We start from the raw sequence: 14,876 nt of genomic DNA, 5'->3' as shown, positions 1-14,876 counted from the left end.
GCGCCTAAAGTAAAAAATAATTTGAAGCAAAATATACCCTTAAAAAACTTTAAAGTTGCTAAATTTGATTAAACTCTATATAATGGAAGAATTAACACTCACCACACCTGCTGTATTATTTTCAGCCATATCGTTAATAATGCTTGCTTATACCAATCGTTTTTTAGCATACGCTGCAACCATTAGAGATTTACACAGCAAGTACAAAAAGAACAAAGACAAGGTTTTAATGGCGCAAATAAAAAACATAAAACAACGCTTGTACCTAACACGCTCCATGCAAATTTTTGGCATTTCAAGTTTGTTACTTTGTGTACTCACCATGTTTTTAACCTACATACAACAACAAACCTTGGCTATTTGGGTGTTTGGTACTGCACTTGTTTTACTTATTATATCCTTAGCATTGTTAATTATGGAAATTCAAATTTCGGTTAAAGCACTTGAACACCATATTAGCGATATTGAAAATAACTAAGTCCTAATTTCTTTTAATTTTAAACACATCACCTCATGATTATTGACGTTCACACCCATATAAATAACTACCACGAAGACCGCGTTGTTTCCTTAGAAGATTGCCTTAACAAACTAACCGATACCATGCTGGAAAACAAGGTAGATTACTCGTTAGTGCTTTCTTCATATAAAGTGAACGAGCACAGACCAAGTACCAAACAAGTGGTTGAAGCTATAAGTGGCAGGGATAATCTAGGCGTTGTTGCTGGTATAAGCTACTTAAATTACAACTACCGCGACTTAAAAGAAATTAGTGAATACCTAGAAGCTGGACTTATAAAAGGTTTGAAATTTTACCCAGGTTACGAACCTTTTTACCCTAATGATATTAGATTTAAAGTTGTTTATGATATGGCTATTGAATTTGATGTGCCAGTCATGTTTCATTCAGGCGATACCTATGCACCAACTGGAAAAGTAAAATACTCACACCCTTTACATATTGATGACTTAGCGGTTGATTATCCCGATTTAAAAATAGTGATTTGCCATGTAGGCAATCCATGGATTAAAGATTGTATGGAAGTGGTTTACAAAAACAAAAATGTACATGCCGATATTTCCGGATTAGTTCTAGGTGATTTCTCCGATAAATTTGAACGCTACATGAAAACCGAAATTGAAGAAATGATAACCTATGCTGGCGACCCAAAATATTTACTTTATGGTACAGATTGGCCAATAAGCAATATGAAATCGTATTTAAACTTCATGAATCAACTAGAACTTCCTCAAGAAAAAAAGGAATTGATTCTTTGGAAAAATGCTGCTGAACTTTTTAAAATTGATGTAAATAAACTTTAAAAAACCATAAACAAATTCATTACATATGACTTCTTTAAAAAACCTTTCTACTCTTATATTATTAACTACAGGTGCTTTGGGATTTTCTCAAAACCCTTTAAATTTTGGAAGTGATATCCTTACTGCCGACCCATCGGGTCATGTTTGGGCAGATGGTAAAATGTATTTGTATACTTCACATGATGAAGAATGTCAAGAAGACTTTTGGATGAAAGATTGGCACGTATTTTCGTCTAGCGATTTAATAAACTGGACAGACCACGGCGCATGTTTAAGTGTTGACGATTTATCTTGGGCTGATAATTATGCTTGGGCACCAGATGCTGCCTATAAAAATGGTAAGTATTATTTCTGTTTCCCAGCTGGAACAGGTTTTAAAGACCGCGTAAACCCAAAAAATAGTACCAAATGGATGGGTATTGGTATGGCAGTAAGCGATTCGCCCACTGGACCATTTAAAGACCCTATAGGGAAACCGCTTTGGACAACACCTTATGCAAACGACCCATGCCTGTTTTTAGATGATGATGGCAAAGGCTATATATACTTTAATGGTGGTGGCGATTATTTTGTTGCAAAGTTGAATGATGATTTATTGAGTGTAAAAGAAAACCTAATTGCCATGGACATGGGTGGATACAAACCCAAAAGAGAAGGCCCATGGGTATTTAAAAGAAACGATGTTTATTATTACACCATGCCAGAAGATAACCGAATACTAACCTATTACACAGCAAGTACACCAATTGGTCCATGGAAATACCAAGGTGTTATTATGAAAGCTGAAGGTGAAAGTAATAACCATCATTCTATAGTTGAATTTAAGGGAGAATGGATTTTATTCTACCACCGCTGGCTTGAAAACGATTTAGATTGCGAAAAAAAACAACGTAAAGTATGTGCTGAATATTTACATTTTAATGATGATGGTACTATAAAAGAAGTAGAACGTACCGATGCTGGTGTAAGCCATTAAAAAACTTTCAGTTTTTATATATTCTAATTTAATTTTTTTTAAAGTGCCATGACTATTTTCAATTTTAAAACGACGACTAATATCACTAATTGGAAGACAATAAATGATGTGGTTATGGGTGGTAAATCTAACAGCAGCTTTAATTTAAACGGTTTTGGTGTTTTTAGCGGCAAGGTTTCTTTAGAAAATAATGGTGGTTTTTCAATGGTTCAATATAATTTTGACGCTAAAAGCGTATCTACTTTTTCCACAGTATGTATTAAAGTAAAAGGTGATGGTAAAACCTATCAGTTTAGAACAAAAAGCAATACAGATGATAAACACTCCTATGTTGCTAGCTTTAGCGCTAAAAAAGAATGGCATACTATTGAAATTCCTTTCAATACAATGTATCCTGCTTTTAGAGGCAAACTTTTAAAATTACCAAACTATCCTGGTGAACAAATGGCTCAAATAGCATTTTTAATTGGAAATAAAAAAGAGGAATCATTTAAACTAGAAATTGAGTCTATTACACTTAAATAAAATTATTTCTAGTTAACAAAATTTACAGTAAATCAAACCTTCGTATGCATTGCTTCTTCTATAGATAGTAAAAAAACAAACTTTAATTTTCATTATACCATCTATAACTATAACTTTGCACAAAAATGGGGTGCTTGTTTTTAACAGGCTGAGATGATACCCAAGAGTTTTTAAGCTCGATACCTGATCTGGGTAATGCCAGCGTAGGGATTTTATGGACAAAGCTTCATAGCTATTTTTCCATTATTGGTTCATCTCCGTACTTCATTCGTTTAAAAATTTATAAAACAATGACTGCGGATTTTTTTTCACCACTTATGATCTTACAATGGCTTGGTACTGGCTTCGGCATTACCCAAGTACTTCTTGCCCGAAAAAATAATATTCACAATTATTTATTTGGCATTATTTCCATACTTATAGGTATTTGGGTACTTTATGCATCCAAACTTTATGCCGATATCCTGCTGCACCTTTACTACCTAAACATGAGTATTTACGGTTGGTTTTATTGGAAGTTTGGCAAACAAAAAGAGGAAGTACCAATTACGTATGCCAATTGGCAAGAACACCTAAAAGCCATCGGCATTGTAGTGGTTTGTTTTGTTTTAATGGCGTATTGGTTAGCACAACACACCAATTCCGATGTGCCTTATTGGGATGCTACCACCACCGCTTTTGCTTGGGCTGGCATGTGGCTTATGGCAAGACGAAAAATGGAAAACTGGATTTACCTAAACATTAGCAACATCATTTCCATTCCGTTATTATTTTACAAAGAATTATACATCTACGCCGGTTTAACCATATTCCTGTTTGCAGTTGGCACATCGGGGTATTTTAAATGGCGACAAATTATATCAACACATTCAATGCAATTAGGAAATAGCATTCAAGAATGAAAATTGTCAGTCTGAGCCTGTTGAAGACATCAAAAACATTTCGACAGGCTCAATGTGACACTAAAAACAATACTTAGAACTGAAATTAGGTATATATTAAATGAATCGAGAAATCAATACAAAACCGTTTAATCCACACTTGTTGGAAGCTTCTGAATTTTCAACCGAAACTTTGGAATGGATTGCCAATAAAAACCTATGGAGCTTGTGGGTACCTAAAGTTTATAACGGACTGGAGTTATCCCTAACTGAAGGTTTAAAACAACTTCAAGTCCTTGCTAAAACCGATGGCAGCTTAGGTTGGACGGTAACACTTTGTAGTGGTGCTACCTATTTTATTGGAAATTTACAACCAGACGTTGCCAACCACATTTTTTTAAATCCAAAAGATACGGTTTGCTTTGGAGGTAGTGGTGGTGTTTTTGGTACTGCTGAGAAACAAGGTGACGATTATATTATTTCTGGGGAATGGCATTATGCAACGGGCGCTCCTTACCTATCGCATTTTACATTGAATGCCAAAATTATAGATAATGGCAAACCTGTGTTGAATACCGACGGAACGCCTTTGGTATATTCATTTGTAATTCCAAAAGAAGAAGTTACCATTATTGAAAATTGGGATACTATGGGTTTAAAAGCCACCGCTACCCATTCATTTAAGGTTGATTCGGTAAAGGTTGCTTCAAAATATGCCTTTGTTTACAATAATTTTTATTTGCCACAACCCATTTTTAAAATACCGTTTTCGGTGTTTGCCGATTTAACGCTTTGGGTAAACTATTTAGGTATGGCGGAGCATTTTTTTGATGAAGCCTCTTTAGTTTTAGAACAGCAACCTTTAAAACCATTTATTTTGATGCTTTATAAAACCAACAAACAGCTTTATAAATTTGCAGAAGATATAGAAATATTTACCACCAACGAAACCGAAATTACAAAAGCCTATATTGAAAACCTACACGCCACCGCAGCGGCATCGGTAAAAACAATTTCGGAAGCTATTTTAAAAGTATACCCACTATTGGGTGTTAAAGCTTGTAGTGAAAAGCATCTGTTAAATAGAATTTTTAGAGATTATTTTACGGCTACACAGCATCATGTTTTCTCTAGAAGACAGTAACATTAGCGGCATAAATAGTAAGATATTTCGTTCTTTTTGTCTAGCAAGTTGCAGTAAATTTTGAAGCGTGTTACTGCACTCTGAAAAACCACTGAAACCCTTACCAACTATACCGCATGTTGTTAGCAGTAGTTAAAAGCTCTCACTATTGGGCTATAGATTTTAAAACAATATTATAATCTTTTCTTATTACCTATAATTAAATTTGCACTATTCTTTTATGATTTTTGTTATTATGATTTTATCATTAGTTTGAATATTCATAATATAAACCCCGCTTTCAAGAAAAGAAACATCCAGTAGTCCACTTATTGAGTCATTTGATTTTTGTATTAACTGTTTACCTTCTAAATTCCAAATGGTTACTTTTTGAATAGCATTGGTCTTTATTTCAATATATAGTTTATCAGACACAGGATTAGGATATATGGTAATTGGACTTTCCTCACTTGTCGGATTATTTAAAGTAGTACCCATAATGTCTACAACAGCATCTGCTGATTGTTCGCTTGCACCACAAGCACTAGTTACCACACAATGGTAAGTTCCACTGTTAGCAGGCAGGGTGGGTATTATTAAAGAAGAGCTGTCTCCATTACTTGTGATAGCAAGATCATCTTTATACCATTGATAAGATAAGGCAACTTCTCCGCTTGCCCCTACCGAAAGTTCAATATCCGGTGTGTTTTCATTAACGCTTGTCGAGCTTGCAGGCTGTACACTGATGCCTACATCATCACTAAAAAGTCCGGCATCGTTAATATTCCAATTGAAATTATTCTTAATGTTAGTTCTGGCAGCTTCGCTTAAGCAGCTGTATGTGCTATTTCCACCATGAAAACTAACATTGCTTTTTAGCATAAGGTTTGACCATGCATTTAATAAAGCATCATAATTTACAGTTGATAAAGCTGTACCATAAAACATAAAACTCATATCTGTGACGCTACTCACGTCCCAGCTACTAATATCCTGATCAAAAGATGTTGCATGATCAAACATAGCATGCATACTTGTTACCTTGCTTACATTCCAATTGCTGATATTCTGGTCGAAAGCTATTGCAAGAACAAACATCCTATACATATTTGTTACATTACTCACATCCCAACTGCTTATATCCTGATTGAAATTTTCCGTATAAGCAAACATATATGACATATCAGTTACTTTGCTCACGTTCCAGCCACTTATATCTCTGTTAAACGCCAGGGAACCGTAAAACAATTCTACCATATCGGTTACTTTACTCACATCCCAGTTATCAATGTTTCCATTAAACAAATCTGTATCGCTAAACATTCCCTCCAAAGTGGTTACATTGCTTACATTCCAGTTATTTAAGTCCTGAGTAAATGCATCTGCCTCATAAAACATCCAGCTCATGTCTGTTACTTTACTTACATTCCAGTTGCCTATATCTTGGTTGAATTTTTTGGCATAAGAGAACATTGAATACATGTTCTGTACACTACTCACATCCCAGTTTCTGATATTTCCATTAAACAAAACAGCATCTTCAAATAATTGAGCCATGTTAGCTACTTTGCTTACATCCCAATTGTTTAAATCCTGGTTAAAGACGGTGGCATAACGAAACATCCTTCTCATAGTAGTTACCTGCCCTACATCCCAGCCAGAAATGTTACCGTTAAAATCATAAGCCATTGAAAACATATAATCCATGTTTGTAACCTTACTCACATCCCAATTGTTTAAGTCTTGGTTAAAAGTTTCGGCAAAATAAAACATGTATGAAGTATTGGTAACATCTGCGGGAAGTGCAGAGGGAACTTCAGTTAAGTTTTTTGCATTGTGAAAAGCATAAGATAAATCGGTAATTCCTAAGGATCCAAAGCTTGTTACCTTGGTTAACTTATCAGCGTTAGGATAATTGTTGCTTCCAAAATGGGTCAACGATCCACTAATGAATACCGTGTAGGTTCCTTCGCTGGAGTAGGTATGTGTAAAATTAGCGGCAACTGCTGTATTTTCAATATTGCCATCTCCCCAATTAACTGTAACATCCACGTTTCCGTTTAAGGGCAGTGTAATGGTTGTTCCTGAACTTAAACTGGTGTTGAATTCAAGCTTCATGTTTAGCCCATTATCAACAATTACCTTTTGGTCTGCAGTTGTTGTGTTGCTGTTTCCATCGTCAAATGACCATGTAATGGTATAAACTCCCTGTTCGGTATATACAGTAGGATCGGATGTGGTGCCTGTTATGGTTCCGGAACAGGCATCGGTAGTGGTGGGTGTCACGGCAGTTACCGAAGTTTCTCCTACCAGCGTAGCGAGCACAGGTGTTGCAGGTGGTGTATTGTCAATTATTGTAATAATTTGTTCACCGGTAGTTTCATTACCGCTGGCATCGGTGGCTTTCCATGTTCTTGTTACAAATGAACCATTGTTCACATCAGAAAGTGTTATAACAGGGTCTGCATCACAACTATCAGTGGCTGTTGCCATTCCGGTATTGTCAGGATCTAAACCCGATCCACATTCTGCGCCAACATCAGCTGGCAAATTTAATACTGGAGGGATATTGTCTACAGGTGTGTTAGAAGTAGTAACATCTGCTCCAGAAGCAATCCAGTTGGAAGTTGTTCCTTGCAGGGTAAAATTATTAAGTGTTCCATCAAATTGATTGCCGGTTAAGTCGGTAAGCGATGTTTCAAAACCGTTGTTTTCTCCGGCAAAACCCTAGTTAAAATTGTAGTATGCCAACAAGCCGGTTTCATTACCCACTAGTTCTATATTTCTATATGATGCAATTTCGCAAGCTGTCCTTTGGCTTGACCAAATGCGAACTTCATCAATTTCGCCTTTAAAGTTTTCGGTTAAACCATTACTGCTGCCTATGTTCAGGTTTTGACCTGTCCAAAATGTGCTTATGCTTGCACCTATTGCTCCCTGGTACAATCCATTAATATAAACATCGGTTGAAGAATTTTTCAAAACAAGAGCAATGTGATACCATTCGCCCTGCGAAAAGGGATAACTAAAAGAGTATGCTCCTCCATTATATAAATCGATTGTTGAATAATCATTCTTGATGTGAAAACTAAATCTGGAATGACTGCCATCTCTTAAACCTATAAAACTGGGGTTATACCCAGCGGTTCCAGATACCCAATCGGGTTTTATCCATACTTCAATAGTTCCGTTTGAAAACTCAAGTATGGGATTGTTGGGGACAACTACTACATCATTGCCACCATCAAAATTAAGAGCATTACCTGGTTGTGCCATTGATAAGCCCGATATAAATAATAAAAAAATTAGAATTGTTGTTTTCATTGTTAAATACTCTTAAGTTACTATGTATTTGTAGTTGTTTTACTTCTATTTTACAAATAACCCATTTTTAAAAATAAGTTGCAAATCGTTTTGAACAAAAATTATTTATTAAGGGAGGACATTAACAAAGCACAAGTTTCATGTTTACTCCAAACACTAAACTAATATCAAAATTAATTACTGATATTAAACACTATGAGCACAAGATACACCAAAGCCGATTTAGAAGAGATAGTCTTCAAACAATTGGAAAACCTAAATGCCATGCACGATTTAATAGGCATTATGAAATTCCAAAACAACCTGCTCCAAAACCTCAACAAAACCTTAAAGGAGGAAATCGGGGAGTTTAAAGAGCATCAAGCCATGCATCCAACAAGGAGAAACTCAGGATTGTAATGCGTTGAACGGGTTGGGAAGATTAAGCGCTTTTGGTTTTTTAGGGGAGTTTAGAACTACTACCTTAAAAAGCACCTAGGGTTCATGGAAAAGAACAGTAAAAGTGGCACAGCAAGCCTAAGTGCCCATATGCATGCCATAAAAGCAATGCTAACGCGAATTTTAGCATCATACAGTCCCACTAATTTTTGCTTAAAAACTATTTGAACCAAAAAATAAACGCCCTTAAAAGAGCGTGTTTTTAGCTTGTTTTTATAAAATTATGGACTTGTGCAACGGTTACCATTGTTGTACGCAGTTTTTTCATACTCCCATTATTACTTTATAATATTCGAATTGCTCTATTTCTCCGTTTTCCTTTATTCTAAAAAATACTTTGTCAATTATATTCGAAGCATTAGAAAAATTTAAAAGATACCATTGGTTCTTTTTCAAGTCCATAGGTAGCGTGTCAAACACATTTTTCGAATAATCGTAAAATTTTAAGTCAGCCACTCCGTCTTTTGTGAAAACCCACTTGTAATTTTCACTTTTTTCAAAAAATCTGATTTTTCTTTGGGCTTCAAAAGGAAAATTTTCACTGATAATACTGTCAATAAGATTTTTACTATCAATGTATTCCATAATTCTTTTGTCGTGTCCTTCTCCGCCAAGTGAGTTTCCGTTCAAAGCCATTATGGTGTCCATTTTCTTTCGATTTTTAGAAATCAAATTTTTTTCTGTTTGATTATATACGTTTTCGCCTAAATGTCCAGAAAATCCTTTTGTTGGTCCACAGAAGAGTGATATTCCATCAGTATATTTTGTCGGTCTTCCTTCTTCATTAAATTCTGTTACGAATATTTCAATCAAGTCAAATCCATCTTGAATCGGTTTGTCTCTATTTATTCCGTCTTTAGTAATTTGATATGAAGGGTCACTACATCCAAATAAGACTAAAAAAATAATGAAATATGTAATTCTGATGTTCATTTCTCAAATTGCGTACAACGGTCTCGGCTATGAGTAGTTGCGTGGTTTAGCACTTAACTTTGCAAGTACACACCAAACTGAAAATCCGCAAGGATTTTCAGAACTAGGCTAGTGCTTTTCATAGGATACTGTGTTGGGCACTGTTTTTTCTTCTGATGTTTGCTCATCAGTCAGTCGTTTTTTATTGTTTGGACAAATACTTATAAAATTAGTTGTCCGAATTTAAGTATTCACTAATAAATATTCCAACTATATTAATGAACATACTAAAAACCCAAAGCCAATAACCAGAGCCATATCCAATTATTTCCTTTTCAAAGCCTCCTTCATTAACAAGGATTTTGTCAAAAAGCAAAAAAGAGAGGCTAAATATGAAGGCTATTGTTCCGACTATTTTTGCTTTTTTTATTTTGTAGGTTGATGTAAATATAAATGATAAAAATAAAAGAGGGTTTGCTAACCAAGGAATTACTCTCAAATCAAACATATAATACCACCCAAGAAGAAGTGCTAAAAATCCACTCATTGCATCAGAGTCATCAGAACCCACAACAAAATAAATTTTTTGAGTCAATGAGGTAACGAATATAACCATTGTAATTACAAAAAATAAAATATTTGAAATTGAAAGTTTCTTAATCATTCTCTCGTAGTGTTAATAGTGCCCAACGTTTATGTATATGGAAAGTTGCGTGTTTGTGTGCGAGGATTTTCCGAAGGAAAATCGGATGCAAGCAAACAAAGCAACTCACATTGGTTAAGCTAAAAATAGCAATTTTTTATATACTTTGTTGTAAGTAGTTTTTTATTTTTTGTCAGTTTGATTTTCCGTTATTGTATCTTTTACTAATGCGTTGTAAATGTATTCCGGTGTTTCTTTTTTTAGTTTTTCCATTTTATTTTGAAAGTGTTTAGTAAGAAACTCTTTTTCCTTTGGGTTTAAACTGTCAAGAATTCCAATCCGTCCACAGAAACTAATATTTTCGTCATTCTTGTGAACGAAAATTGAAATGGGATATCCGTTTTCAATATGTTTGAAATAAATTCCATTGTTAATTTCCAATAAGTCAATATTTTTTTCAGTCCCTTTTTTAGGAATAGGTCGGTCTAAAAAATAAGTATAACTTACATTTTTGATGCTTGGACTATCAAAAGGGTTACTATTTAGAGCGACAATATCAATAATTCCTTGAACTTCATAAAAGTCTGTTTCATTATAGTCCCAGTATTTTTTGTCGGACTTGCAAGAAAATAGTCCGAAGGTCAAAATCAATATTATAGTTAGTGTTTTTCTCAAATTACTTACAACGTGTTTGTGTAAGGATAGTTGCGTGTGTAAGCAACTAACTTACTAAAAATGGAACGAACCAGAGGAAAATCCGCAGGATTTTCCGAGTAGGCTAGAACCAAGCGATTATTTTTACACGGTGTTACCACACGTTTTTTATTCCTATTAATTTTTTCATTATTTTATTGTAACGATAGATAATTCGAGATTCAGAACTTAAAATTATACATCCGTGAATAGGTTCGTATTCAAACCCGTATTCTTCTGATAATTTTTTTCTCCGTATTGATGATTCTTTTGATACAAAACCAGCTCCAGTTAGAATCCTTTTTTTTCCATTCTCAAAGTCCGAATACGCTTGATTTTCGTTATACATATTATAAAATTTAGGAGAAGCAATGGAGTCTTTGTAAATATCTATTTTTTCGTCCGTAATTCTTAATTTTAAAGTGTCATTTAATTGATTTGAACTAAATTGAAATTCAGATGCCAATAACTTAGATTTTTTATTGACCGTTATCTTAAGATTTTCGTCAAGTTTTATATTGATTTTAAAAATTCCAGTTGTGTCAGTTTTAATTTCTGTAATTGAATTTCCTTGAATTAATTCTATTTGTTGTCTACGAGAATTTAGATACTTTATTGTTTTTTCTGATGAAGCAGTAAATGATGGAATGTCGTAATTATTTGAGATATAATATTCCACTTTTCCAACGATTTCTTTTTGTGAGTAAAGATTTTGTTGGAAAACTAAAATTGTCAATATGAAAACTATTTTTCTCAAATGTGTGGTAACGGTTACGTATAAGAATAGTGCGGTTTTGTGTGCGAGGATTTTCCGAAGGAAAATCAGAAGCTAGCAAAACTGCACTAACTCTTGATTAAGCACTAAACTAAGCATTATTTTTATACAATGTTAGCACCAGTTTTTTATTTCATAAGTTGAATTAATATTCCAAATATTCCGATTATCAAACATAGAGGCGAAAATAGTTTGGTGTCCCATTTTCCGAAATCAGTTTTTTTTATGCTTTTAAAAAATCCAATATATTTAAACTCGCCAATTGCTCGCAACAGAAATATTGCTGGTATTATCCAACTTCCATATTTCATAATCCATTCAGGTAAATTGTATTCAAAAAATCCAGATTTAAGAACATAAAAAATTCCAAAAGCAGTCAATCCAATCCCAACTATCGCACTATCAATTTTTTTTGGATTCAAGACTCTTTCTCCGCTTTCCTTTGTCGGTAACGATTCCGCAAAACCAAATTTTCCTCCGATGACCCAATTGAAATGAATTAGTCCAAGCCCAATTAGTATTATACTTAATAAAATTGATAAAATCATAGTTTTCAGTTTATTGTTCTCAAATTGGTGCTAACGGTTTGGCTATGATTTCGGCGTGGATAAATCCGCAGGATTTGTCCGCAGAGAAATCAGGTTTGTTAAAAGTAAGAAAAGTTTGTTATATTAATCATCAAGCCACGCTGAATTATAGCCGTTGTTGGGTGTAGTTTTTTATTAATGAAGATTTATAATTTTATCTGCAATTTCTTTGTTTTCCGATAATGGTTCGTAAATCGTATCAATTTTATTTCCATTATTTATAGTTTTTTGTAAAAAAAGGTCCAGAAAATACATTTTATTTTGATTTGGGTCAGCAGTTGAAAATTCTACTTTGCAATATAATTTGTCATTCACTATAAAATAGTCATGTCCACAATCTTCTCCACTATATTTTATCCCATTAAAATAAAATTCATAATAATAATTTGAACTACAGTTTCTGTCTGTCAAATTTTTAGTTTTCTTGTATATTTTTCCAAAAGTGAATGAGTAATTTTCAGAAATGTCATTTTCCTTTTTTATACTTTTTGAGATAATAAATCCAATAATCAGAATAAATCCGAGATAAATAAAAATTCTTATTCTATTTGATTTATTCAAAGTCTAAAGAGTTTTTTAAATTACACCCAACGGTTAGTATATGAAAAGTAGGCGATTTCGAAGCATTGAGCTTTCGGTTAAGTACAAAGTTTGATGCGAGCTACAAACCTTTATTTTAGCACTATTTCGCCTATTTTTTATATACATTGTTAGCGGTTCGTTGTTTTTTAACTCCATCTTTTATTGCTTCTTCAAGTATATCAATGTTAATGTCTTTCAAAGATTTGAACTTAATGCAGTAACCCGTTACACTTGCCTTACCTATTTTCTTTCCGTATGTTATAGGCAAATACTTTTTATCTTCAATGCCCATAACATTTACTGAAATTCCGGTTGTGTTTCCACTAATACCAACTTGATAAAAATCTTTGGTTGTTCCGTCAGCATATCCTATAGTTTGAAGTCCATATCCAATGTTGGGATTTGTAACGACTTTTCCATTCTCGTCTTTGCTATTCAAAAACCACAATTTGCATTTTGGCAATAGTTGAAGAATGTGTTTGTGCAAGGCTTCAATATCTGAACGTTTTGGCTCAGGTTGAGAGGCAATATACTCTTTGATTTGTTCTTGAATGTTCATTTATTGTTCTATTTGTCCTTTAAAATTTCAAGTAGCTCTCTCTCCAACCTGTCAAAGTTCTCTTCATTTTTAGGAACAACAAAATCTTTCATTTTCTTACACTCTTCAATCTTTTTAAAAATCATGCGAAAGGAAATTCTAGATTTTAAATCGCTTATTTTTTCAAACCCTACTTCCATGTCAAACAGCGGTTGCGAAGTCCGTGTCCAACCGATTAATTTATTTGGCTCAACAGTTTTAAACACAGACGAGTTTTCGTAGTTGCCTTTTTCTGGCCCGTGCATAGTTAAAACCCACTTTCCTTCAGGTCGTAAATCAAATTCATGAATAGTATTTGTAAACCCCTCTGGTCCCCACCATTGTTTTAATTGATGTGGGTTTGCAAACGTTTGATACAGTATTTCTAAAGGAGCATTCACTTCTCTAGAACTGTAAATCTCATTGTCAGAATTTGAATTCATATTTTATTTGAAGTATTTATTGTTTTATGTCTTTCTATTTTGGTCGTCCAACAATGACCGCTAACGGTCTCGGCTATGAGTAGTTGCGTGGTTTATCGGTTAACTTAGCAAGTACACACCAAACTGAAAATCCGCGAGGATTTTCAGAAGTAGGCGAGAACAAGCAATTACTTATAGCCATTGTTGCCACACGTTTTTATATCGGTTTATATTCAGTAACAATTCGTTTGTCATTGTTAAAATCCACGTATTGATAATGCACTTTGTCATCCTTATCAAATTCGCCATTTTTGTTGGTGTCCTCGATGCTCCTAAAATATATTCGATTTTTAATCCCTAATTGTTTCCAATCTATAAATTCTTGAAATTCGGATGTCAGTTTTTCAAATTGTGAGCCGTCTATGTTACTTATGTACAAAGTCTCTACGTCATTATCGTCAAGTTCATTGTCTCGATTAGTGTCTTTGTCCAACACACGATAAATTAGAATTTGCTTTTTTGTGTTGTCAAATATATCTCGTAAAAAAGTGATTGACTTGATTCGTATATTTTTTGTAGTTAATGAGGTTAGATTGTCAGAATCAAGTTGTTGAAATTTGAGATTGTGAAGATTTCCTGTTATTTCATATCTATCGAAATTAGTTATTGAGAAACTTCCAGAACCATAACTAGAAGACCCAAAATAAACTTTTCCTCTGGAACCATACATTCTATATTCTCCAATCGGATGAATTAAATATTTTGTACTGTCAATATGAATTGGAATGTCAGCAATTTCTATTAGAGTTGAATCTTTTTTTAATTCCGTTGTTTCAATTTCTTCATTTTCTGGGTAAATCACTTTTGGCTTTTCGTCATTTCCACAAGAAGTCAGAAAAATTAATGTAATTCCTAAAATTATAATGTTTCTCATATTTTTCTCAAATGTGTGGCAACGGTTTTGTGTATGGTTAGTGGCGTGTTTAAGCACCTAATTTAGTAAATAAAAAACGAATAGAAAATGGACTGCCCCCAAAACCTTAGACAAATTTATAATTAATTTTGACAATAATGAGCTCGATATTCAATAGGGCT

At 33.8% G+C, this 14,876-nt stretch carries 18 protein-coding genes and 1 riboswitch; of the genes, 7 read left to right on the top strand and 11 right to left on the bottom strand.

All coding sequences use genetic code 11. The features are described 5' to 3' along the window. Positions 1-82: 82 nt before the first annotated feature. The 6 genes from ACGK9U_RS15260 to ACGK9U_RS15235 all read left to right on the top strand — a co-directional run bounded on the left by ACGK9U_RS15260 (position 83) and on the right by ACGK9U_RS15235 (position 4,849). Positions 83-478, top strand: a complete 396-nt coding sequence (locus ACGK9U_RS15260) for a DUF2721 domain-containing protein (protein ID WP_394467382.1) — start codon at positions 83-85, stop codon at positions 476-478. Positions 479-513: 35 nt separating this feature from the next. Next, on the top strand, positions 514-1,323 hold the full coding sequence (locus ACGK9U_RS15255; RefSeq protein WP_394467381.1) for an amidohydrolase family protein: 810 nt from the start codon (positions 514-516) through the stop codon (positions 1,321-1,323). A 25-nt stretch (positions 1,324-1,348) separates the two neighbouring features. Further along, entirely contained in the window at positions 1,349-2,299 is a 951-nt protein-coding gene (locus tag ACGK9U_RS15250; protein ID WP_394467380.1) for a family 43 glycosylhydrolase, read from the top strand. 48 nt (positions 2,300-2,347) lie between these two features. Beyond that, positions 2,348-2,824 carry a CIA30 family protein gene (locus ACGK9U_RS15245; protein ID WP_394467379.1) on the top strand — a complete coding sequence of 159 codons (477 nt, stop codon included), beginning with the start codon at positions 2,348-2,350 and terminating at the stop codon, positions 2,822-2,824. Positions 2,825-2,940: 116 nt separating this feature from the next. Beyond that, positions 2,941-3,051, top strand: a riboswitch (TPP riboswitch). A 63-nt stretch (positions 3,052-3,114) separates the two neighbouring features. Further along, positions 3,115-3,726 (top strand): nicotinamide riboside transporter PnuC, encoded by a 612-nt coding sequence (gene pnuC, locus ACGK9U_RS15240; RefSeq protein WP_394467377.1) that lies wholly within the window; start codon positions 3,115-3,117, stop codon positions 3,724-3,726. Positions 3,727-3,826: 100 nt separating this feature from the next. After that, the gene (locus ACGK9U_RS15235; protein WP_394467375.1) at positions 3,827-4,849 is read left to right on the top strand and encodes an acyl-CoA dehydrogenase; all 1,023 of its coding nucleotides are present in this window, start codon (positions 3,827-3,829) and stop codon (positions 4,847-4,849) included. 210 nt (positions 4,850-5,059) lie between these two features. Here ACGK9U_RS15235 and ACGK9U_RS15230 read toward each other — a convergent pair whose 3' ends face one another. Next, positions 5,060-7,378, bottom strand: a complete 2,319-nt coding sequence (locus tag ACGK9U_RS15230; protein ID WP_394467374.1) for a BspA family leucine-rich repeat surface protein — start codon at positions 7,376-7,378, stop codon at positions 5,060-5,062. A gap of 177 nt (positions 7,379-7,555) precedes the next feature. Continuing rightward, a complete protein-coding gene (locus ACGK9U_RS15225) occupies positions 7,556-8,152 on the bottom strand; it encodes a LamG domain-containing protein (RefSeq protein WP_394467373.1) in 597 nt (198 codons plus the stop codon). Positions 8,153-8,347: 195 nt separating this feature from the next. Between ACGK9U_RS15225 and ACGK9U_RS15220 the strand changes: the two genes are divergently transcribed. After that, positions 8,348-8,551, top strand: coding sequence for a hypothetical protein (locus ACGK9U_RS15220; RefSeq protein WP_394467371.1), 204 nt, complete (start codon positions 8,348-8,350; stop codon positions 8,549-8,551). Between the two features lie 303 nt (positions 8,552-8,854). On the opposite strand, the gene ACGK9U_RS15215 is transcribed toward ACGK9U_RS15220, so the two are convergent. The 9 genes from ACGK9U_RS15215 to ACGK9U_RS15175 form a co-directional block, all read right to left on the bottom strand. Then, positions 8,855-9,523 (bottom strand): hypothetical protein, encoded by a 669-nt coding sequence (locus ACGK9U_RS15215; RefSeq protein WP_394467370.1) that lies wholly within the window; start codon positions 9,521-9,523, stop codon positions 8,855-8,857. Positions 9,524-9,731: 208 nt separating this feature from the next. Then, positions 9,732-10,166 (bottom strand): hypothetical protein, encoded by a 435-nt coding sequence (locus ACGK9U_RS15210; protein WP_394467369.1) that lies wholly within the window; start codon positions 10,164-10,166, stop codon positions 9,732-9,734. 162 nt (positions 10,167-10,328) lie between these two features. Continuing rightward, positions 10,329-10,820 carry a hypothetical protein gene (locus tag ACGK9U_RS15205; protein WP_394467367.1) on the bottom strand — a complete coding sequence of 164 codons (492 nt, stop codon included), beginning with the start codon at positions 10,818-10,820 and terminating at the stop codon, positions 10,329-10,331. Positions 10,821-10,953: 133 nt separating this feature from the next. Then, entirely contained in the window at positions 10,954-11,574 is a 621-nt protein-coding gene (locus ACGK9U_RS15200) for a hypothetical protein (RefSeq protein WP_394467366.1), read from the bottom strand. A gap of 167 nt (positions 11,575-11,741) precedes the next feature. After that, the gene (locus tag ACGK9U_RS15195; protein WP_394467365.1) at positions 11,742-12,161 is read right to left on the bottom strand and encodes a DUF3995 domain-containing protein; all 420 of its coding nucleotides are present in this window, start codon (positions 12,159-12,161) and stop codon (positions 11,742-11,744) included. Positions 12,162-12,335: 174 nt separating this feature from the next. Further along, positions 12,336-12,761: a hypothetical protein gene (locus tag ACGK9U_RS15190; protein ID WP_394467364.1), complete on the bottom strand. Its 426-nt coding sequence runs from the start codon at positions 12,759-12,761 to the stop codon at positions 12,336-12,338. 130 nt (positions 12,762-12,891) lie between these two features. After that, positions 12,892-13,341: a DUF1801 domain-containing protein gene (locus ACGK9U_RS15185; protein ID WP_394467363.1), complete on the bottom strand. Its 450-nt coding sequence runs from the start codon at positions 13,339-13,341 to the stop codon at positions 12,892-12,894. A gap of 8 nt (positions 13,342-13,349) precedes the next feature. Then, positions 13,350-13,802 carry an SRPBCC domain-containing protein gene (locus ACGK9U_RS15180; protein WP_394467362.1) on the bottom strand — a complete coding sequence of 151 codons (453 nt, stop codon included), beginning with the start codon at positions 13,800-13,802 and terminating at the stop codon, positions 13,350-13,352. A 196-nt stretch (positions 13,803-13,998) separates the two neighbouring features. Beyond that, complete coding sequence (locus ACGK9U_RS15175) at positions 13,999-14,715, bottom strand: hypothetical protein (RefSeq protein WP_394467361.1); 717 nt, start codon at positions 14,713-14,715, stop codon at positions 13,999-14,001. Positions 14,716-14,876: the final 161 nt, after the last annotated feature.

Origin of the sequence: Mariniflexile sp. HNIBRBA6329, from assembly GCF_043558645.1 — a bacterium.
In the GTDB taxonomy this organism is placed as follows: domain Bacteria; phylum Bacteroidota; class Bacteroidia; order Flavobacteriales; family Flavobacteriaceae; genus Mariniflexile.
This window is presented reverse-complemented; position numbering and strand designations above follow the sequence as displayed.

Bases quoted from the DNA above. Each gene is read 5' to 3' on its own strand.
- ACGK9U_RS15260 (WP_394467382.1), top strand. From the start codon at position 83: ATGGAAGAATTAACACTCACCACACCTGCTGTATTATTTTCAGCCATA.
- ACGK9U_RS15225 (WP_394467373.1), bottom strand. From the start codon at position 8,152: ATGAAAACAACAATTCTAATTTTTTTATTATTTATATCGGGCTTATCA.
- ACGK9U_RS15180 (WP_394467362.1), bottom strand. From the start codon at position 13,802: ATGAATTCAAATTCTGACAATGAGATTTACAGTTCTAGAGAAGTGAAT.
- ACGK9U_RS15185 (WP_394467363.1), bottom strand. From the start codon at position 13,341: ATGAACATTCAAGAACAAATCAAAGAGTATATTGCCTCTCAACCTGAG.
- ACGK9U_RS15220 (WP_394467371.1), top strand. From the start codon at position 8,348: ATGAGCACAAGATACACCAAAGCCGATTTAGAAGAGATAGTCTTCAAA.
- ACGK9U_RS15175 (WP_394467361.1), bottom strand. From the start codon at position 14,715: ATGAGAAACATTATAATTTTAGGAATTACATTAATTTTTCTGACTTCT.
- pnuC (WP_394467377.1), top strand. From the start codon at position 3,115: ATGACTGCGGATTTTTTTTCACCACTTATGATCTTACAATGGCTTGGT.
- ACGK9U_RS15210 (WP_394467369.1), bottom strand. From the start codon at position 10,166: ATGATTAAGAAACTTTCAATTTCAAATATTTTATTTTTTGTAATTACA.
- ACGK9U_RS15245 (WP_394467379.1), top strand. From the start codon at position 2,348: ATGACTATTTTCAATTTTAAAACGACGACTAATATCACTAATTGGAAG.
- ACGK9U_RS15235 (WP_394467375.1), top strand. From the start codon at position 3,827: ATGAATCGAGAAATCAATACAAAACCGTTTAATCCACACTTGTTGGAA.
- ACGK9U_RS15195 (WP_394467365.1), bottom strand. From the start codon at position 12,161: ATGATTTTATCAATTTTATTAAGTATAATACTAATTGGGCTTGGACTA.
- ACGK9U_RS15255 (WP_394467381.1), top strand. From the start codon at position 514: ATGATTATTGACGTTCACACCCATATAAATAACTACCACGAAGACCGC.
- ACGK9U_RS15215 (WP_394467370.1), bottom strand. From the start codon at position 9,523: ATGAACATCAGAATTACATATTTCATTATTTTTTTAGTCTTATTTGGA.
- ACGK9U_RS15250 (WP_394467380.1), top strand. From the start codon at position 1,349: ATGACTTCTTTAAAAAACCTTTCTACTCTTATATTATTAACTACAGGT.